Origin of the sequence: Bacteroides sp. AM54-2NS, from assembly GCF_003602935.1 — a bacterium.
GTDB lineage: Bacteria > Bacteroidota > Bacteroidia > Bacteroidales > Bacteroidaceae > Bacteroides > Bacteroides xylanisolvens.
Genome location: NZ_QTMZ01000044.1, coordinates 27,914 through 48,347 on the forward strand (window position 1 = coordinate 27,914; position 20,434 = coordinate 48,347).

Sequence of the window (20,434 nt, forward strand, 5' to 3'; positions counted from 1 at the left end):
ACTTATGAAAACAAAATTTTTGCTCTTGATTGTCTTACTTCTGCAAACGGCTCTGGCTTTGGCTATCAAAGTGGAGGGTACAGTGCTGGACGAAATGAAGCAACCCGTCATTGGTGCAACAGTTCAAGTGAAAGGTGCTGCCAGTGGGACTATTACAGACTTGAACGGGAAATTCACCTTGAAAGTTGACCGTGTGAAAGAAGATATACTTGTCGTTTCTTATGTAGGCTATAAAACCAAGCATGTAGCTTTAAAGGGACGTTCTATATTAACTATTGAACTGGAACCGGAAGTTACGGAACTCAATGAAGTAATTGTAGTGGGCTACGGTTCGATGCGTAAAAGTGACCTGACAGGTTCGGTCACTTCCGTAAAGGCCAGCGCTGAAGAAGCTGCCCGTGCCACTTCATTCGACAAAATGCTTCAGGGAAAAGCTGCTGGTGTAATGGTTTCTACTGGCAGTGCCGCTCCAGGCGGTTCGGTAAGTGTACGCATTCGTGGAACCAGTTCTTTGCGTGGTAACAATTCTCCACTGTATGTAGTAGATGGAAATATAATCTCCGATTTGGGAGATACGGCTGATCCGATGTCTGCCGGTACCGGAGGAGGTAATTCGCGTGCGGATGCACAAAATCCGTTAGCAGCTATCAGTCCGCAGGATATTGAAAATATCGAGATTCTTAAAGACGCTTCTGCTACGGCTATCTACGGTTCGCAGGGAGCCAACGGTGTGGTGCTTATCACTACCAAACAGGGAAAAACAGGGAAACCGAGCGTAACTGTAAGTGCCAATGTTACTTTCTCTACATTAGCGCGTGAAATTCCAATGTTGGGCACTAAAGACTATATTGATTTCCGTAATGCCAAAGAATTCATAGGCGAAGACGGCACTCCGATGACGATGGACGGTATACTCCCGGTCAATTGGCAGAATGAGGCTACCCGCACGGCTGTCTCGCAGAATTATCGTGCCAGCGTCAGTGGGAAGAGTCAGAAAACGACTTATTATCTCGCTCTCGGTTATTCTGACCAGCAAGGAGTCATTCGTAAAACCGGAGTTGACAAGTACGACATCCGCCTCAATCTCGACCAGGAGATTAATGACCGTATCAGCCTGAAGACTACTTCTGCATTTAGTTCTATCAACACATCAATGACTTCGGGTACGGACAAGCTCGCAAACACACGTACAAGTATTGTTCGCCACATGATTTCATTCAAACCTTATAAAGGAGTGTCTTCCGGTGATGACTATGCCAATTACGATGAAGACCTGACCTCTCCCGAAGCATGGTTTACTGATTATGACGATGATAGTAAGGAGAATACATTTAATACGAACGTCTCATTGGATGTGAAAACATTCAAATGGTTAACGTTCAGAGTGAAAGGCGGATTGGTGTATCGAAATAAGGAACGTGCCATGTGGTTCGGCAAATTGACTTCTAATGGCTCACAAACAAATGGAAAAGCCGGTATTGCCGGATTGACAACCTATTCGTATAACACCGAAGCACTGATGATGTTTAATCATTCCTTTACAAAGAAGCATAATTTGAACGGAACGTTAGGAGTAGTCTACAATAATAAGCAAGTGAAACAAACCAGTGTGACGGGAGAGGACTTTTTTACTGAAGACCTTCGTGCTGACGGAATTTCACAGGCTGCGAGACAATACCCTTATCAGTTGACGAAAACAGGTGAACAACTCTTTTCGGTTTTGGCGCGTGGTGTGTACAATTATGCCAATCGTTATGTCGCAACTGCTACTTTCCGTGCCGATGGCTCTAGTAAGTTCGATAAGAAAAACCGCTTCTCCTATTTTCCTTCTTTTGCATTGGCATGGCGAATCAATCAGGAAGAGTGGATGAAGGAGTTCGATAAAGTATCTAATCTGAAGTTACGCTTGGGTTGGGGACAGGTGGGCAATCAGGCCATCTCTCCTTATCAAACTTTGGCAAGCTATAACAGCAATAGTTCAGCGAAACCTGATGGAAGCTTGGAACCCGGCATTGTTCCTTCACGTATTCCAAATGCGGATTTGAAGTGGGAAACCTCCGAACAATATAATATAGGAGTCGACCTCGGCTTGTTCAACCAACGTCTGACGTTTACAGCGGACGCTTATATTAAAAAGACAAAAGATTTGCTTCAGCAGATAGCCTTGCCTTATGCCAGTGGTTACAACTCTATGTGGGTCAACAATGGAAAGATCGAAAACAAGGGACTTGAATTTGCGATAGAAGGAACTCCCGTTGCTACTAAATCATGGAACTGGACAATCGGAGGAAATATAGCTTTTGTAAAGAATACGATTAAAGAACTGGGAATGTCGCCTGCTGATTTCGGCGTATTGAAGAATATGCGTGGTTACTGGGGCGAAAATGTAGGGAATAATACATATACCAAATTCCCGGCAAACGTATTTCTGGTAGGAAAGTCTATTGGCCTGTTTATGGGATATCAGACTGCCGGTATTATGCAGGAAGAAGAATATAACAGTGCGGAGAATCAGCAGCATCCGCTCACGATGAAAGGTACGGAAATGCTTCCCGGTGATGTGCGGTATGTTGATCAAAACGGCGACCGTGTGATTGATGATAAAGATCGGGTGATAATCGGTAATCCCAATCCGGACTTTACGTATGCATTGAATACGACTCTGAATTATAAACAATGGACTTTGGATATGGCGTTCAACGGAGTGGTAGGCAATGATATCATCAATGCCAATCTGATAGACGAAACGGATGTAAAGAATGCTAATAAGAATGTACGGAAAGATGCTTTCTTTCAGGCGTGGACTGCCGAAAATAAGAGCCATACATATCCCCGTCTCGGATACGAACCGAAAGGTGTGTTGAGCGACCGCTATATCGAGAGTGGATCTTATCTGAAGTTATCCCACATCTCATTAAGCTATCTGCTTAAATTGAAGAAAGTGAAAACAATACAGAGCCTTACTTTCAACTTTACGGCTTCCAATGTATTCACGATTACCTCATACAGTGGTTATGATCCGGATGTGAATACGTTTGCCAATGATGCAGACCGTATTGGTATTGACTTGACTTCCTATCCGTCTGCCCGTAATTTCACTTTTGGTGTGATAGCTAATTTCTAAATGTATATCTTAAAAAGTAGTATAAGATGAAAACACTTAAATATATTCTTTTGTCATGCGTGGTGCTCGGTGCAGTAGCATGTGATGATTTTCTGGTGGAAACACCGGATACATCCGTCGAAAAATCAGGTGTCTACAATTCGTTGAGTTCAGCAAAGGCCGCTCTTGCCGGGTGTTATGGAAATATGGCGGGGTATAACGGCTATGCATTCAACTATTTTCATGTGTTGAGTGTCACTTCCGGTATGGGAGTCAGCATCAAGGCGAATGACGTAAATCTGACCACCATGAACATTCTTCCTTCGGACGTAAATATGACCAATGCTTATAATGGAATGTATGAAACCGTCCGTATAGCTAATGATATTATTGATGGAATGAAATCCAGTACGATCAGCGTTGAATCGGAAAAGAACCGGATTACAGGAGAGGCACATTTTATTCGTGGACTTACTTATTTCAATCTCGTACGTCTTTTTGGTAAAGTGTCTCTTGTGACGCAACCTGTACTTGATTATAATGAAGCACAGGCTCCTCGTGCCGATGTTTCCGCAGTATATACTCTGATTATTAATGATTTGAAAGCTGCGTATGGGATGTTGCCTTTACCGGCTGATAAGGTAGAAGGACATCCGCACAGATATGCTGCACAGGCTTTATTGGCCAAAGTATATCTGACGCTGGCGGGCAATACAGAAGGTTCGGAATACTGGCAAAAGGCTTATGACGCTGCCAAAGATGTGTACGATCATGGAGAGTACAAACTGGTTCGTCCGTATGCAAAACTCTTTGGCAGTGCCAACAAGAACAATGCAGAATCTATTTTTGAAATTCAGTTTGCTTCGGCTGTCAATAGCGGACGCCTGACGGAGACCACTTTCCCTGTCGGTCACGAATTAATGAGCAACATAGCAACTGAAGGAAAAAGCTGGGGAAAGACGCGTCCTTCGCAGCGTGCTTTCGATCAGTTTGACGAGGGTGACCCACGCAGGGAAGCTAGTTTCGTGTACGGACGCTATACTAATATCTTTATCGCAGATGCCAAAAAGAAAAATATCCTGCTTTATCCTACTACCAAAAAGGCGGGAACAAGTGGCACAGGAGATAATAAACTAGTCTATAAACAGGGTGACTCGGAATATCCGGCATGGAAGAAGTATTACGACCCGATGATGACTGCTTCTGCTTCTAATGCAAACTTTGTATATTACCGTTATGCGGATTTGTTGATGGTACTGGCCGAAGCTGCCAATGAAATAGGTTCGTCTGATGCTGCCGATTATTTGAATGAGGTGCTCGATCGTGCACGTGATGCGGATGGTAATGGCGTAATTGATCCGGCAACGGAAGTCTATCCGCTTGCCGTATCTCCCGGGGAAAAAGCTGACAAGGCTTTGTTTCGTGAACGAATCTTCCGTGAGCGTTTGAAAGAATTGACCGGAGAGTGTGATGAATGGTACACGATCCGCCGCCGCGGAACGGAATATTTAAGAAAAATAATGGAAGAACATAATACACAAGTGGAAGCGTGGTATGCAGCACAGAAGCTAGAACCTGCCAATGTGAAGTTTGTATATACGTATAAGATTACAGATGAAACAGTGAAGAAGAATCTACTGATGCCATTCCCCGCAGACGAGATTATTCGTAATGAAAATATTAGCCAGGAAGAACAAAACTACGGATACTAAAATTAAAAACGATGAATATCAATAGGTTTAGTTTATTTATAGTCCCTTCTTTACTGTGTGGGCATGCAAATGTAATGCATGCCCAGGCAGAGAAGGGCGAACAGAAGAAAAATGTACTGTTTCTGATTATGGACGACATGCGTACGGAACTCAACTGTTACGGTGCAAAGTACATGAAAACACCTAATATGGATGCTTTGGCATCCCAAGGAGTGATGTTTGAAAACGCATATTGTAATGTACCTGTTTCCGGTGCGTCGCGTGCTTCGCTTTTTTCCGGCTTACGTCCAGGGCAGACTCGCTTTTGGGATGTAAATGCCGAAATCGACAGAGAAGCACCGGGTACGGTGACTCTGCCGCAGTATTTTAGGGAAAACGGATATGTCACGATTTCCAATAGCAAGGTAATACATGGCAAGAATGATGCGAAAGAGCGTTCCTGGACGGAAGTCTGGATGCCGGAAGGCAAATCGGAAACATGGAGGGATTATTTGGGAGATGAGAACCTGTCAGTAGAAAAGCAGAGAGGTGGTCCCGAACCTTTTGAATGTCTGGATGTGGCGGACAACGCTTATTTTGATGGAAAGACTGCGGATAAAACGATGGAAGATTTGCGTCGGTTGAAGAAGAGTGGCCAACCTTTTTTCCTGGCTGTTGGTATTCTGAAACCTCATCTACCTTTCAATGCGCCTAAGAAGTATTGGGATTTGTATGACCCGAAACAGATTCGTGTTCCCGAAACTTTTGATTTCAATCGGGAGGGATTCCCGGATATGGCTTTTCATGCTTACAATGAGATACGTTATTATAAAAACATTCCCGCTAAGAGTGATATTCCGAAGGAGGAAGCGTTGAAGCTGATTCGTGGATATCGTGCCTGTGTCAGCTATGCGGATGCGCAGGTGGGTAAGATAATGGCAGAACTGAAAAAGTTGGGATTGGACAAAAATACAGTTGTCGTTTTGTTGGGCGATCATGGCTGGAGTTTGGGCGATCATAATCAGTGGTGTAAACATTCAAACTTCAATATTGTGAATAATGCTCCTTTAATTATCAAAGTGCCGGGTAATCAAAAGAAAGGGGCGGAACCTAAAGTGGTTGAGTTCGTCGATGTGTATCCCACTCTTTGTGAAGCGGTCGGATTGCCTGTTCCTCATCATACGGAAGGAGAAAGCATGATGAAGTTGATGACTGGCGAGGATAAATCATGGAAGGATTGTGCTATTATCAAATGGCATAGCGGGGTGACTTATTTCGACCGCGATTATGGCTATACTCAATGGAATGACAAAGCGGGGAATTTCCAAGGGCACATGCTGTTCCTGTATCGTAACGACCATTTGGAAACGAAGAATGTAGCGGATGCACCGGAGAATAAGGAGATTGTCGCACAGCTTCAGAAGGAGATATTGGCCCGCCGGGGAAAAGACTTTATGAAACAAGTGCCGAAAGCGGATAAACCTGAAAGGAAAGGCACACAGGCACACAAGAGAAAGTGATAATATTCTTATAATTAGTAAAATAATAAATACAATGAAAAATAAACAGTTATTGTCTCTGCTGGGGTGTAGCTTGGCTGCTTTGCCTTCTATGGTCGTAGCCCAGCAGAAGGTGGATAAACGTCCTAATATTCTTTTTATTCTGTCGGATGACCATGCACGTACGGCAGTCAGTGCTTATGGTGGGATTAATGCAAAACTGGCGCCGACTCCTAACATTGACGCGATTGGACATAATGGTGCGATTATGGAGAATATGCTTTGCACCAATTCTATTTCCGGTCCGAGCCGTGCTTGTCTGTTGACCGGAAAGTATAGCACCACTCATGGATTCTATCAGAATGAGGGAGGAATCGTTTTTGATAATACACAGCAACAGTATCAAAAGATATTGAGAGAGAATGGATATACGACAGCTTTGTTTGGTAAATGGCATTTGTTCTCTGACCCTGCCGGATTCGATTATTACAAAATTCATGCTAATCCAAGTCAGCAGGGCACGTATTGGGATCCTGTTTACAGTACAAACGGAAAGAAGAAAAAAGAGAAAGGCTATGCTACCCGGCTAACCACCAATTATGCACTGGAATGGTTGGAAAGCCAGCGTGACAAAGATAAACCGTTTTGTATGATGCTGCATTACAAAGCACCGCATCGTCCATGGGAACCTGATTCCTGTTATCTCGATTTATTCAAAGATGTGGAGTTTCCATATCCTGCAACTTTCGACGATGATTACCGTACCCGCGAAAAGACCATTGGCGAGTCAATGGCTACCATTGAAAACCACTTGTCGAGAGGGGATTTGAAACAGATTCCTCCTACAGGACTTTCGCAGAAAGAAAAGAATAAATGGCTGTGGTGGGGAGGTTCCGGCAAGAATCAGTATTGGACACCGGATGCAAACCTGAAAGGGGAAGATTTAAAGAAATGGAAGTTTCAGACTTATTTGAAGAATTATCTGCGAGTGGTGCGTTCGGTGGACGATCAGGTAGGGCGTGTAGTGGAATATCTGAAGAAAAATGGACTTTACGAGAACACGATAATTGTTTATATGGGCGATCAGGGGTTCTTCCTGGGAGAGCATGGCTTGTATGATAAACGCTGGATGTATGAAGAGTCTTTGCAGATGCCGTGCCTTATCAGCTATCCGGGGCATATCCCGGAAGGACAGCGCTTGAAGAATCTTACTTTAAATGTGGATATTGCTCCTACATTGCTCAATTATGCTGGTGTGAAGATTCCTTCTGATATGCAAGGTGTCAGTATGAAAGGATTACTGGAAGGTGATAAATCGGTGGAAAAGAACTGGCGCAAGTCTGCTTATTACCAGTATTTTGAGTATCCGAAGTGGCATAATGTGCAGCCACACTATGGAGTCCGTACAGACCGCTATAAATTGATTCATTTCTATTATAATATCGACCAATGGGAATTTTATGATATGCAGGCGGATCCGAACGAGCTTACTAATCAGTATGATAATCCGGCGTATGCAAGATTATCAGAGAACTTAAAAAAGAGATCGTAAAATTGCAGAAGGAGTATAATGATACGATGTCTTTGGAAGAAAGAAGAAAACTGACAGATAAATATATGCTTAAATATGAGGAATAAACTGACAATGAAAGTTTGGATGATGATGGCAATGCTTACGTTTACATTGCTTGGTAAGGCACAGCAACCAATATATAAGGAGCCCGGTCAACCTGTTGAACGACGGGTGACGGACCTGATGGGGCGTATGACTTTAGAGGAGAAAGTTGCACAGATGTGCCAGTATGTCGGCCCCGGACATATTCGTGAAACACAAAAACGTTTTAAGGGGCAGAAGATAGCAAAAGGAGATGATGCTAATGGATTTTATCCGAATCTTTCGGTCAATCAGTTGTTGGAACTGACGGAAAAAGGATTGGTAGGGTCTTTCCTGCATGTAGTGACGGCTAAAGAAAGTAATGATTTGCAGAAGCTGGCTATGAAAAGTCGTTTGCAGATACCTTTACTTATTGGCATTGATGCCATACATGGCAATGCTTTAGTCAGTGGGGCTACTGTATATCCCACGCCTATCGGTCAGGCTGCCAGCTTTCATCCGGAGCTGGTAGAACGAATCAGCCGTGAAGCGGCATTGGAAGTCCGTGCAACAGGAGCTCATTGGACATTTACTCCGAATATTGATGTAGCGCGTGATGCCCGTTGGGGGCGTGTAGGTGAAACTTTTGGAGAAGACCCGTATCTGGTGACCCGCATGGGTGTGGCTACCATCAAGGGATTTCAGGGGAAAGACTGTCAAGGAACGGAAGTGGCTTTGGCTTGTGCCAAGCATCTTATTGCAGGTAGCGAACCTCGAACGGAACAAATGCAGCTCCGATGGATGTATCGGAACGTACATTGCGTGAGGTGTATCTTCCACCATATAAAGCTGCGATTGAGGAAGCGAATGTTTTTACGCTGATGGCTGCTCACAACGAACTGAATGGGATCCCTTGTCATGCGGATCGGTGGATGATGACGGATATAATGCGTGGGGAGTATGGATTTAACGGGTTTATTGTAAGTGACTGGATGGACGTGGATAGAATCCATGACCTACATCATGCGGCGCCTACTTTAAAGGATGCCTTTTATGAAACGATCGATGCAGGATTGGATATGCGTATGCACGGACCTGATTTTTTGGAGAAGGTTGTAGAATTAGTAAAAGAGGGAAAACTCTCGGAAGCGCAGATTGATCGCGCCTGTTCTAAAATCCTCGAAGCAAAGTTCCGTCTCGGATTGTTCGAAAATCCTTTTGTCAGTTTGGAGAAGACCGCTCAAACTCTATCTAATAAGGAGCACCTGCAGAGTGCTCTTGAAATGGCGGAGGAATCTATCGTTTTGTTGAAGAACGAAAATAATTTGTTGCCGCTTGATTTCTCTGACTATAAGAATATTTTAGTGACAGGGCCGAATGCGAATAATCATACTATTTTAGGAGATTGGACACTTCAACAACCGGATGCTAATGTGGTGACTATTTTAGATGGTATCAGGGAAATTGCTGGTAGTGCAAAAGTGAATTATTACGATTATGGTGATGATGTCCGCCAAAATTCTATGGATAAAGTGAACGAGGCGGCTGCAATAGCAAAGAAGTCGGATTTGGCTATTGTAGTGGTAGGGGAGAATCCGTTACGTTATCAGAAAAGCAAGACTTGTGGCGAGAATATTGATCGTATGGGACTTGATTTATTGGGTACACAGAATCAATTGGTGCAAAAGATACACGAAACCGGTGTGCCAACAATCGTTGTCTTGGTTGGCGGACGTCCGTTAAGTGTAAATTGGATTGCGCAAAATGTGCAGGCATTGGTTCAAGCATGGGAACCGGGGGCTTTAGGAGGGTGTGCTTTAGCCAATATCCTGGCCGGGAAGGTGAATCCGTCGGCAAAACTTCCTATTAGTATTCCCCGTCATAGTGGACAGATTCAGATGATTTACAATCATAAACCGTCGCAATACTTCCATAAGTATATCGATGGTCCGAGTACTCCTCTTTACCCGTTTGGTTTTGGCTTGTCCTATACCCGTTTTGCTTATTCCAGCCTGAAACTTTCTCATACTAGGATTTCAGATAAAGATTCGTTTACCGCAAGTATTGAACTGACGAATGTAGGAGACCGTGAAGGTACTGAAGTTGTGCAACTTTATATTCGTGATATTTATAGTTCCGCTACTCGTCCGGTGAAGGAATTGAAGGATTTTGCCCGGGTTACTTTAAAACCGGGGGAAAAGAAAACGGTTACTTTTACAGTTACTCCCGATAAACTGGCTTACTGGAATCGAAATATGCAGTATGGAGTAGAGAAAGGGGAATTTGAAATTATGATTGGTTCTTCTTCGCAAGATAAAGATTTGAAGAAAGTGAAAATGGAGGTTCTTTAGATAAGGCACATTCCGCATGTAAATTAGGCACGATTTCATAGATTACACGGCTTTTATTTAGTTAGAACCGCGTATATCGTGAAATCCGTGCCTAATTTATTGTAATTTCGGGAACCTCGGCAGGGTTTGCATTGTTGTATGTCGTGCATAGAAATAATGAAAACTTTGTCGGATGTTTGATTTCTTTGGTAAATTGAAGGATAAGGGTCGTTGGCGAATCTTTAAATTGAAGTTAATTGATGCACGACTTTACTTTGTCAGTATCTTCGTAGGATTACTGACGGGACTCGTTGCCGTGCCTTATCATTACCTGTTACAGTTCTTCTTTAATCTCCGCCATGATTTTTTTGATTCTCATCCCAAGTGGTATTGGTATATCCCTCTTTTCCTGTTGATGTGGGGAATACTTGTATTCGTATCCTGGCTGGTGAAGAAAATGCCGCTTATTACCGGCGGGGGGATTCCGCAAACACGTGGGGTTATTAATGGGAGGGTTGATTATAAGCATCCTTTTCTGGAATTGGTTGCGAAGTTTGTGGGTGGGATACTTGCATTAAGTACCGGATTGTCTTTGGGGCGTGAAGGACCTTCCGTACAGATAGGTTCGTATGTCGGATATTTGGTATCAAAATGGGGGAGGGTGCTTAGTGGCGAACGGAAACAATTATTGTCTGCCGGTGCAGGTGCCGGATTGGCGGCTGCTTTTGCTGCCCCATTAGCTTCCTCATTGTTGGTTATCGAATCTATCGAGCGGTTCGATGCACCTAAAACGGCCATTACCACGCTTTTGGCAGGAGTCGTGGCAGGCGGGGTTGCCAGTTGGATTTTCCCTATCAATCCCTATTTTCATATTGATGCCATTGTGCCTGGAATGACTTTTTGGGGACAGGTGAAACTATTTCTTTTGTTAGCGGCAGTAGTTTCTGTTTTTGGAAAATTCTTTTCTGTCACTACTCTTCAGATGAAACGTATTTATCCCGCTATTAAGCATCCGGAATACGTGAAGATGCTGTATTTGCTTTTTATTGCTTTTCTGATTTCTATGGCCGAGTTTAATCTGACGGGAGGAGGGGAACAGTTCTTGCTATCACAGGCCATGCATCCGGATACACATATTCTTTGGATTGTCGGCATGATGTTGCTGCATTTCGTTTTTAGTACCTTTTCTTTTTCTTCGGGTTTACCGGGAGGAAGTTTTATCCCTACACTGGTGACAGGAGGACTTTTGGGGCAAATAGTGGGATTGATTATGGTTCAACAGGGTGTGATTGCTTATGAGAATATCAGTTATATCATGTTGATTTGTATGTCGGCATTTCTTGTAGCAGTCATTCGTACACCTCTGACGGCTATTGTCTTAATAACCGAGATTACGGGACATTTGGAAGTCTTTTATCCTTCCATTGTTGTAGGTGGATTAACCTATTACTTTACGGAAATGCTTCAGATTAAACCGTTCAATGTAATTTTATATGATGATATGATTCATTCACCTGCCTTTAAGGAAGAGCCCCGTTATACATTGTCTGTAGAAGTAATGAGCGGGTCTTATTTAGATGGCAAGATTGTGGATGAACTTCGTTTACCGGAACGTTGCGTAATTATAAATGTGCATCGTGACCGTAAGAATTGGCCTCCCAAAGGACAGAAATTAATGCCTGGAGATCAGGTCCAAATAGAGATGGACTCACAGGATATAGAGAAACTGTATGAACCTTTAGTGAGTATGGCGAATATTTATTGAGTATAGGTGTTGGCAGTATAAATTTAGAACAGTCTAAAAAAGAATGAAACGGTGCAGAAATGAACGAAAGTTTTTCCTACTATAAAGTTGAAAAACATAAAAACATCTGCCACCTGCAACGAAACGCGTGTAATACACTAGTTAATAAGTAGTTGGAACGTTGCAGATACCTGCGGCAGATAGGTTGCAGATAAAGTATCTGCAACACGTTATATAATCAAAGAAAAAGCCTTGATTCCTTTATGTAAAGCTATGGGATAATTGGGGTGACTCTATGGAGAAATGATAGTGTCTCTACGGGGAAACGACAGTATCCTTACGTAGAAACTGTCGTTTCCTGCCTTAGAAACTCTCGTTTCCTACCGTGGAAACTGTAATTTCTAATGCCGGAAACGACAGTTTCCCGCCTAGAAACGGGAAGTTAATGTATACAATAAACTTTTGCCTTCCTGGAGAATTGGCTTATGCAAGGCTTATACTGTGTTGCAGATAGGTTGCAGATCAAAGTATCTGCAACCTATCTGCAACAGTATCTGCCACGCTCCAACTATCTATCAACTAGTGCATTACACGCGTTTGGTTGCAGGTGGCAGATGTTTTCATGTTTTTTCAACTTTATGGAGGAGGATTACGCATTAAAATTAGGGTCACAAGCGTAAGTCATAAACTAAATTCACCTCTGTGTCCTCCGTGTCCTCTGTGGTGAAAACATTATTCCATGCTCTTTAGCCATGCAATTTCTTCTTTCCATTTACTTTCATCCGGTGTTTCGAGTATCAGCGGCATATTATCGAATCTCGAATCTTGCATCAATCTTTCAAAAAATGCTTTTCCGATCAATCCTTCACCAATACTATCGTGACGGTCTACATGGGTGCCCACTGCTTTTTTTGAATCATTCAAGTGCATACCTCGAAGGTAGTTGAATCCCACTTCCTTGTCAAACTCATCAAATACCTTATCATATTCATTGACAATATCATAACCGGCCGTATAAGTATGGCAGGTATCGAGGCAAACACCCACCCGGCTCTTGTCGTTTACCCGGTCGATGATATATTTCAGTTGCCAGAATTCGCTACCTAGATTACTTCCTTGTCCGGCAGTGTTCTCAATAACGGCTGTTACGCCTTTTGTTTTTTCTAAAGCGATATTAATGCTTTCTGCGATGAGCGACAAGCAATCCTCTATTGAAATTTTGTTGAGAGAACTGCGGGATGGAAATTTAAAAGTTTCAATCCAAGCAGTTCGCAACGTTGCATTTCATCCAGAAAAGCGGCACGGCTTTTTTGAAGTCCCTCTTCTTCCGGGTGTCCCAAGTTGATAAGATAACTGTCATGTGGCAGGATATATTCCGGCTGAAAACCGTATTTCTCGCAATTCTCTTTAAAGAGACTGATACTTTCTTCTGTTAAAGGTTTGCTTACCCATTGGCGTTGATTCTTGGTGAATAACGCAAAAGCATTTGCTCCTATTTCATGCGCATTAACGGGGGCGAACTCTACGCCCCCGGACGCGCTTACATGTGCTCCGATATATTTCATGGTTACTTCTTTATTTAATATTACTCTGCAAATATAACGTTTTTATAGGAGTATATGTTTCTTCATTTAAAGCGGGGAGAAATTAAATCTCAAAATCCGGTAAATAGTCTATCAGGACTTTAGTAACCTGTTTGCCTTTTACCTGATCTGTGACTATCGTTGCACCTTCCTTTTTACCGGCATCATAGTTTAAAGAAACCTTTTCCGTTTTATTGCTTACATAGATGGCAGCTTTCCCTTTTTCTGTCAGGTTACAAGTAATAGTCCAGTCGCCTATCTGAATGGTATTACCTTTGCGAACTACCTGCATATCCGGGCGGTTCTTTCCATGCGTATCCATCACTGTCAGGAAACGGGTGGTTTTACACGGAACTGTTGTAGAAGAGAAATGCCAGTGATTAGGATATTTCAACGCTTTCCCTTGTGCGTTCGTCACATTTTTCCAGTTGGTTGGCGCACAGAAGAAAGTATCTACCATCGCTTGTTCCGTTTTTGCCGAACTGAAAAGATGGGCAACAGAGACACCCCCGGCTTTATTCTTACCAATAACTTTCACTTCATCCGTCAGTTCCTGTATTTCCATAGGCAGTTCTACGGTATGTAAAAGATAACTCCATGTTACGGGTTCTTTTCCTTCCAATTCATCATAAATCACAAAAACTCCGGTAGTTCCCAATTGGATGATATGACGACGGAACATATCCAGCTTGTTCTCATCCCATCCTTTTTCGGGCGTATATTGCGTACCGGATAATTCGCCACGTTTCAACCATAGGGGAGAAGTCACTTTACCATAAGCATTGGAAGCGTCTCCTACCATGTAAGCGATTTTCTCTCCTTCATACCACCGTGGAATCCAGCCATATCCTTCCGTCCCGATCTTCTGCGTCATTCCATTCACCAAAATACTGTTGTGCGCACGAGTATTACGGTAAGAATACATACAATGATCGTCTGTAAAACCAGTGCGATGTCCGCTACTGTAAAAAATGGCTTTACCTCCGTAGAATGTATTGAAAGCATTTTGATTGGCTAGTGCATGGGAAGTGGAACCGTAGGAACTGGAACGGAACGACAGCATTGCATTCTTGTCTGTATCTCCCAAAGAAGTATTCATCGTACCGATTCCCGTTTCATTGAATACTTTTGCCATCGGTAATTCTGCAAGAGTAGGATCTTCTTTGGGAAGTGCTTTCTTTGTTATACAGCGATACCAGGTCAAGTCTCCGGATTTTCCGAGGAAAGTCTTTTCCATGATATCCGGTTCTTTCTGCAAAATAGTGCGTACATAAGCGGCTGCCCATGGATTGTTACATTCGCGTGCCAAGGCATCTGCATACCCTACTCGTGTACCGTTTGGCTTCAGCTTACTTTCATGTGAGTTTCCTTGCCCGGCGGATTTCGAGAATGGAGGCTGTTGATAGATGACGTAGAACGCATTGTTGTTATACCAGGGATCAGCAAAGAAATCGAATCCGCTGATACGGGAATAAAAAGCAGGAACTTCAATCAATGTGCGGAGATTGACTTGGAAATAAGAATCGCCATTGTGCCATCCTCCATCCGTGTTGAGGCCCGGCAGACGGGATACCCACTCATTGTAGCAATAATCCACCCAGGTGGAAGCCATCGGCAGTTCGCCATACGTAGCAAACGCAGCCATATTCAGGATACGGAAAGTCATTTGCCAAACATGGTTATCAGCGATACGGTTTTCTAAGTGATTGACATATTCATGATAGAATTTCTTTCCATTTTCACGAATCGTTCTTAAGAGTAGTTTCTTTTCATCCGGAGTCAGCAGGTTATACCATGCGTCATACGCGGAAGTACTCATAGACAAAATGGTGGAACGGTTGAAATCTCCCGCGAAGTACTTACTGTTCTTCCATGAAAGAATTTCGGAAAGACGCTTTATACCTTCTTTGTAGTATACCTCGTCTTTCGTTAGCAAGTAAGCACGTACCATGGCTTCGATATTCGCTTCTTCCCGGTCTACAATCTTACGACTTTCCCGAATCAGAGCGGAACGATATTGAACGATGTTTGTCAGCTTGACAACCTGGGTCGTATCAATTTCTTCTTCCAAATGTTTCAGCGGATGATTCAGACATTTATCGGCTTTCCGGATGTAAGCCTGTGCTTCCGGATTGTTTTTATTCCGTTCGATGATATTGTCCCAATCTTTGGCATCAAGCAAGATGCGGGGATGCGTCTTGGGTAATTTAGCTAACACCTCTTGTAGAGAAGGCGGGTTGAATGTACGTATATGCTCGTCTATATAAAAATGAGAAACGGGCGACCATTCTTCTTTTCCATCCTTGTCAACGTAGGCATATTGCCAATACCATTTTCCTTTTTCAAACAGTTTGAATGGGTTGAAAAAGGCCCATTTCCTTTCAGCGGTTATCACTTCCGATTTGAATTCCGGGTCGCGTGCGATCCGGATGCGGTAAGTCACTTCCGGTTTGTAGTCTTCTTCTTCCACTCCGTCCAATACGGCCCCCAAGTGAGGGAATTTGTCCGGCCACATGAAACGAGGAGGATTGACAGTGATATGCTGTCCGTCCAGTGGTGAAGGCGTTTCGCGTACCTCGTGCATCAAAGTCTGTTGAGTCAGGCGCATGATTCCTTTTTGCGCATACCCGTTGGCGGATAGCAGAATGGTGAACAAGAGAAAAATAGATATTCGTTGTTTCATCATATAACTTTGCATTTTTTTATTCGTCGTTTGTTGTTCAGCGTTCAACGTTGTTTGAACAAGTCTTTCAGACGAACAGTCTTGTTATTAATCAGTGGGCGTGCCCAAAAACCGATAAAGGTGATGTATCCTACGAAAACAAGGATAAACAGCATACCTGTGCGGAGTGATGTTGCATCTGCCAACGTACTCACAATCATCGGACCACCGGCACCACCGACAATTGCCGAACATAAAATACCAGCGAATGAACCGTGATGCTGTGAAGCGGAGTTCAAAGCCAATGAGAATACGATGGAATACATCATGGAAATACTGAATCCGACAGCAGGGAAAGCGATCATAGATACTTCCTTGCTTCCGAATAATGCCGATAATAATAGGATGATGGTCAAGATTCCGGAGATTTGCAGCAATCGCTTGCTGTCAATCAACTTGAGTAGAATCATACCTACGAGACAGCCGGCTGTCATCAATCCCCAGAAATAGCTCACGGCTTGCGCACCGTCAGTTTGCGGATTGACTCCGTGGTATTGTTCCAGAAAGGTGCTCATAAAGATAGAAGTTCCCTGTTCCGTGCTTACGTAGCAGAAAATTCCCAGGAAAAACAGCCATACATATTTCTGTTTGAATAAAGCCAGATATGAATCTTTAGACCCGCTTTTCTCATCTTCTTTCAGTTCGATCTTGGGAAAGCGGGAGACACCGACAGCAATCAGCATGACTAACAACAGATGGTAAATACCCAGTAAAGAGATACCCATGGCATTTCCCGTGGGGTGATATCGGCCAACAAGTCGATAAAGAAACCTTTCCCGGCTGTATAGGTTGCCGGGTCAAGTTCACGAATCAGATAAGTATATACCAGAGGGCTTAGGAAAGAAGCGATGCCAAACATGAATTGTGCCAGTTCGGCTATAAATGCATAGTTTTCTTCTCCTCCTACAGTACGCTGGAGCGGATTCAATACAGTTTGCAACATGGCCATTCCTAATCCGATGATGAAAGAAGAAGCTAATAACATCGGATACGTATGCATACAGGCAAACAGGATGGTGCCGATGAACGGCATCAGGAAGCCACCGAATAATACCGGTTTTTCACCGAAACGGTCAATAAGTAATCCGGCAGGGATAGACATGATGGCGTATGCCAGGAAGAAAGAGGTCGGGATAAATCCCGCCATCGCCAGGTCACTTAGATTGAAGTTGTGGATAATGTCCGGAATGAGTGGTCCCAGAATATTAGTAATAAACGAAATGGTGAACCAGAACGCCATAATCAGCGCCAACATTCCTAAATTCTTTCTCATAATTTAATCAGGTTTGGAGCAGATAATTGAGTAAATACAAGTGACGCAGCTCCAATACTTCCGGCCTTGTTTCCAAGAGCGGCAGCTATGATTTGAGTATTCACAGCACAGTCGGGGATGGCATAACTACGTGCTTTTTCGCTTACTTTCTGAATGTAAAAGTCTCCTGCTTCGGAGAGTCCTCCACCAATCACAATCTTTTGCGGACTGAAGATATTGATAAAGCCTGCAATTCCGTGTCCCAAAAAGTCACAGTGTTCTTCCAATGATATTTTTGCAATCGGATCTCCTTGTTTATAAAGGCGGACAATCAATTCTCCGTTAATCTCTTCATTCGGGTAGGAGATACCTGCGTCTATTATTCGTTGACTGAAGCGGCGTACCAAAGCAGAAGTGGAAGCATAGTGTTCCAGACAGCCGACAGAACCGCAAGCACACGGTTCGCCATTGGCAATGAGAGGCACGTGTCCCAGCTCCGTTCCCCGGTTGGCATAACCGTTGAACAATTTGCCGTCAATGACTACTGCACCGCCAATACCCGTTCCTACCGTCAAGAAAACAACATGAGTGGCTCCCTGACCGGCTCCGTACATTGTTTCTCCCAGTCCCATCAGATTGGCATCATTTCCCAATAAAGCCGGAAGTCCGGTTTCCGTTTCAATACGGTCTGCCAAGTGAATGTTTTCCCAGCCGTTGATATTTTCTGCACCTCCTAAAACAATACGGTTCGTACAATCCACAATGCCCGGTGTTCCGATGCCTATACCATCAATTTTATAATCTTTCTCCTGTGCAAAGGCTTTCACTTCATTGATAGCAGTAACCAACTGTCCGATGACAGCTTCTGCTGATACATCGGCTTTCGACGGTAACTTCCCTTGAAAGTAAAATACGCCTTCATTATCAATAAGGGCGTATTTTACAGAAGTTCCGCCAAGGTCAATTCCTATAGCGTATTCTTTCTCCATACCACGTTAATACTTAATACTTGATACTTAATACTTAAAAATTACACTCTTTCCGCCCAAATCGGTGAACTCCAAGCCCATTGTCCGTCACGTTGGCGAACGCGTACATAGTAATAATCCGTATCTCGCTGCGGCTCTTTATCTTCCATGTAATGTTCCAGAGTGAAACAGCTTTCCGGCATGGCACGATTGAAGAGAATAGCCTCGCTCAACCAACCGATCATGAAGTGTGAACGTGAACCTTCAAGCAACTCGCCCAACGTATGTTCAAACTTCTTGCCATTGAATTCGGCAATGACCTTACCGTCTTTTGGCATTTCCACATCAAGGATTACAGCTTGCATGGCTGCTGTAGTCGTATTCGGATTCTTGCTGCTGTACATATCCAGTTCGGTTTCCTTGTCGCCAACGGATACAATACGGTTGACATGTGTGTGGAATTCAGTTTCACCTTCTTGCGGAGAAGTGAATGCTGCGCCACGGAAACAAGGAGTTACACTATGAATCTGTCCTTTGTCTACCGACAGTTTGCCCTGCCAATGTACGTATTTCTCTTCACGATTCCAACCAAAATCAACTTTAACTTTGCAACGTACCGTATCACCTTCCGGAGCAACGGGAGTCAACGGACCACTCATGCGAGCTAAAATCTGCCCGTTCTTTACAATATCTACGTAGTCGATACAGCTTTCACCTGTGACATTCAGATAGATACGACGGCTGTTACCGCGAACTACATCACCCATGAAAGCGTCGTTGAGGCGGAAGTCGATAATAATCTTATCACCGGTTGCAGCACATACGTGACGGGTACGTAGAGCTTCCCAAATGGCATCGCGAGTCAGTGACGGAGCCAAAACACCGATGCGTCCGTCACCATAGCTTCCCGGATAACCGGAATGCTGGTCGGTGGAAGCCATGATACCAAACTTATTGCCCAATTCAAGACCATATTGAATGGTTCCTTCCCATTGGCGTGGTCCCATATCATGCAAATAGGGGTAGTCTCCCTGATCGCTTTCTGCCAGACCGTGACGGGAATACATTTCTACGAATGGAGTAATATCTCCTTCGGTAAAGCATTTCCAGTTGTAACCGCGATAACCACCCTGATAACCCATGTGGTGCGGGGTAACGAATACCTTATGTCCTTTTGCTTTTTCTTTCCAGTCCTCGATTGAAGTACATTCTACAAGTGGTGCGTCCAAATCATAGTTCAGCGCAACATGATCTCCATGTTCCATGCTATGAGCTTCGTATCCTACAAAAGTCAGGAATTCACCTTCCTTGTTATACTCATTTGTCATTTTTACGTACTTCTCATAACCGCCTTCACGCAAACGCTTGAAAGCTCCCGTGTGGTAATCGATTACCCATTTCAGGCGGGGATCATCTGCTCCGGGAATATCCGGCCACATAGCATGAGGAGTAACACTAACAAAATCCAATTGTCCTTTCGCTGCTTCAAAAGCATCGCGCATGTCGCCGTGTCCGTATGTGATGTTACAGTGGTTGTGTAAGTCGCCCCAATACATTTTGAGGTTGCTGGCTGATGGCATAATTTTCTTAGCCTCTTTGCTTCCTGCTGCGCAAGAACCGAGCAAGCTGCCCGAAGCTGCCAGTCCGAGGAAAGACCAGCCTGTGTTTTTTAAAAACTTTCTTCTATCCATGATATAATTGTTTTTGGTTAATCTTTATTTATATAAATGGGAATTTATCGGTTAAATGAGAATTTATCGGTTAAATAAGAATTTATCGGTTCTTACAATTATATATTTATTGGGGGTGCCCTGAAAGGGCTTAATTATATAGCGTAGGGCAACGCCCTACGAAAAAAGCACACCAGCCACAAGCCCTGAAAGGGCGGAACTGTATACAATTATGCCCTTTCAGGGCGCAAATTCAGATTGTCGTTTTTACGTAGGGC

The 20,434-nt window shown here is 43.6% G+C and carries 10 protein-coding genes and 2 pseudogenes; 7 read left to right on the top strand and 5 right to left on the bottom strand.

All coding sequences use genetic code 11. The features are described 5' to 3' along the window. The first annotated feature begins 4 nt into the window (after positions 1-4). The 7 genes from DXA05_RS20755 (at position 5) to DXA05_RS20780 (ending at position 11,982) form a co-directional block, all read left to right on the top strand. Positions 5-3,124, top strand: a complete 3,120-nt coding sequence (locus DXA05_RS20755; RefSeq protein WP_128859595.1) for a TonB-dependent receptor — start codon at positions 5-7, stop codon at positions 3,122-3,124. 26 nt (positions 3,125-3,150) lie between these two features. Beyond that, complete coding sequence (locus DXA05_RS20760) at positions 3,151-4,815, top strand: RagB/SusD family nutrient uptake outer membrane protein (RefSeq protein WP_128859596.1); 1,665 nt, start codon at positions 3,151-3,153, stop codon at positions 4,813-4,815. An 11-nt stretch (positions 4,816-4,826) separates the two neighbouring features. Further along, positions 4,827-6,314: a sulfatase gene (locus tag DXA05_RS20765; protein ID WP_118194736.1), complete on the top strand. Its 1,488-nt coding sequence runs from the start codon at positions 4,827-4,829 to the stop codon at positions 6,312-6,314. 34 nt (positions 6,315-6,348) lie between these two features. Further along, on the top strand, positions 6,349-7,845 hold the full coding sequence (locus DXA05_RS20770) for a sulfatase (protein ID WP_128859597.1): 1,497 nt from the start codon (positions 6,349-6,351) through the stop codon (positions 7,843-7,845). Between the two features lie 75 nt (positions 7,846-7,920). Next, positions 7,921-8,769, top strand: a complete 849-nt coding sequence (locus tag DXA05_RS27980; protein WP_284515644.1) for a glycoside hydrolase family 3 N-terminal domain-containing protein — start codon at positions 7,921-7,923, stop codon at positions 8,767-8,769. Then, positions 8,685-10,238 carry a glycoside hydrolase family 3 C-terminal domain-containing protein gene (locus DXA05_RS20775; RefSeq protein ID WP_284515645.1) on the top strand — a complete coding sequence of 518 codons (1,554 nt, stop codon included), beginning with the start codon at positions 8,685-8,687 and terminating at the stop codon, positions 10,236-10,238. Before DXA05_RS27980 ends, DXA05_RS20775 begins: the two co-directional genes overlap by 85 nt. Before the next feature lie 172 nt (positions 10,239-10,410). After that, complete coding sequence (locus tag DXA05_RS20780; RefSeq protein ID WP_128859598.1) at positions 10,411-11,982, top strand: ClC family H(+)/Cl(-) exchange transporter; 1,572 nt, start codon at positions 10,411-10,413, stop codon at positions 11,980-11,982. A 711-nt stretch (positions 11,983-12,693) separates the two neighbouring features. On the opposite strand, the pseudogene nfo reads toward DXA05_RS20780, so the two are convergent. The 5 genes and pseudogenes from nfo to DXA05_RS20810 all read right to left on the bottom strand — a co-directional run bounded on the left by nfo (position 12,694) and on the right by DXA05_RS20810 (position 20,177). After that, positions 12,694-13,526: pseudogene (gene nfo, locus DXA05_RS20790) on the bottom strand (deoxyribonuclease IV). 82 nt (positions 13,527-13,608) lie between these two features. Continuing rightward, positions 13,609-16,230, bottom strand: a complete 2,622-nt coding sequence (locus DXA05_RS20795) for a DUF4962 domain-containing protein (RefSeq protein ID WP_165861544.1) — start codon at positions 16,228-16,230, stop codon at positions 13,609-13,611. 41 nt (positions 16,231-16,271) lie between these two features. Further along, positions 16,272-17,539 (bottom strand): annotated as a pseudogene (locus DXA05_RS20800) (sugar MFS transporter). Then, positions 17,536-18,507, bottom strand: coding sequence for an ROK family protein (locus DXA05_RS20805; protein WP_015532595.1), 972 nt, complete (start codon positions 18,505-18,507; stop codon positions 17,536-17,538). The pseudogene DXA05_RS20800 and the gene DXA05_RS20805 overlap by 4 nt, the downstream one beginning before the upstream one ends. Before the next feature lie 41 nt (positions 18,508-18,548). Beyond that, the gene (locus DXA05_RS20810) at positions 18,549-20,177 is read right to left on the bottom strand and encodes a Tat pathway signal sequence (protein WP_165861545.1); all 1,629 of its coding nucleotides are present in this window, start codon (positions 20,175-20,177) and stop codon (positions 18,549-18,551) included. Positions 20,178-20,434: the final 257 nt, after the last annotated feature.

Bases quoted from the DNA above. Each gene is read 5' to 3' on its own strand.
- DXA05_RS20805 (WP_015532595.1), bottom strand. From the start codon at position 18,507: ATGGAGAAAGAATACGCTATAGGAATTGACCTTGGCGGAACTTCTGTA.
- DXA05_RS27980 (WP_284515644.1), top strand. From the start codon at position 7,921: ATGAGGAATAAACTGACAATGAAAGTTTGGATGATGATGGCAATGCTT.
- DXA05_RS20780 (WP_128859598.1), top strand. From the start codon at position 10,411: ATGTTTGATTTCTTTGGTAAATTGAAGGATAAGGGTCGTTGGCGAATC.
- DXA05_RS20760 (WP_128859596.1), top strand. From the start codon at position 3,151: ATGAAAACACTTAAATATATTCTTTTGTCATGCGTGGTGCTCGGTGCA.
- DXA05_RS20775 (WP_284515645.1), top strand. From the start codon at position 8,685: ATGGATGTATCGGAACGTACATTGCGTGAGGTGTATCTTCCACCATAT.
- DXA05_RS20765 (WP_118194736.1), top strand. From the start codon at position 4,827: ATGAATATCAATAGGTTTAGTTTATTTATAGTCCCTTCTTTACTGTGT.
- DXA05_RS20770 (WP_128859597.1), top strand. From the start codon at position 6,349: ATGAAAAATAAACAGTTATTGTCTCTGCTGGGGTGTAGCTTGGCTGCT.
- DXA05_RS20795 (WP_165861544.1), bottom strand. From the start codon at position 16,230: ATGATGAAACAACGAATATCTATTTTTCTCTTGTTCACCATTCTGCTA.
- DXA05_RS20810 (WP_165861545.1), bottom strand. From the start codon at position 20,177: ATGGATAGAAGAAAGTTTTTAAAAAACACAGGCTGGTCTTTCCTCGGA.
- DXA05_RS20755 (WP_128859595.1), top strand. From the start codon at position 5: ATGAAAACAAAATTTTTGCTCTTGATTGTCTTACTTCTGCAAACGGCT.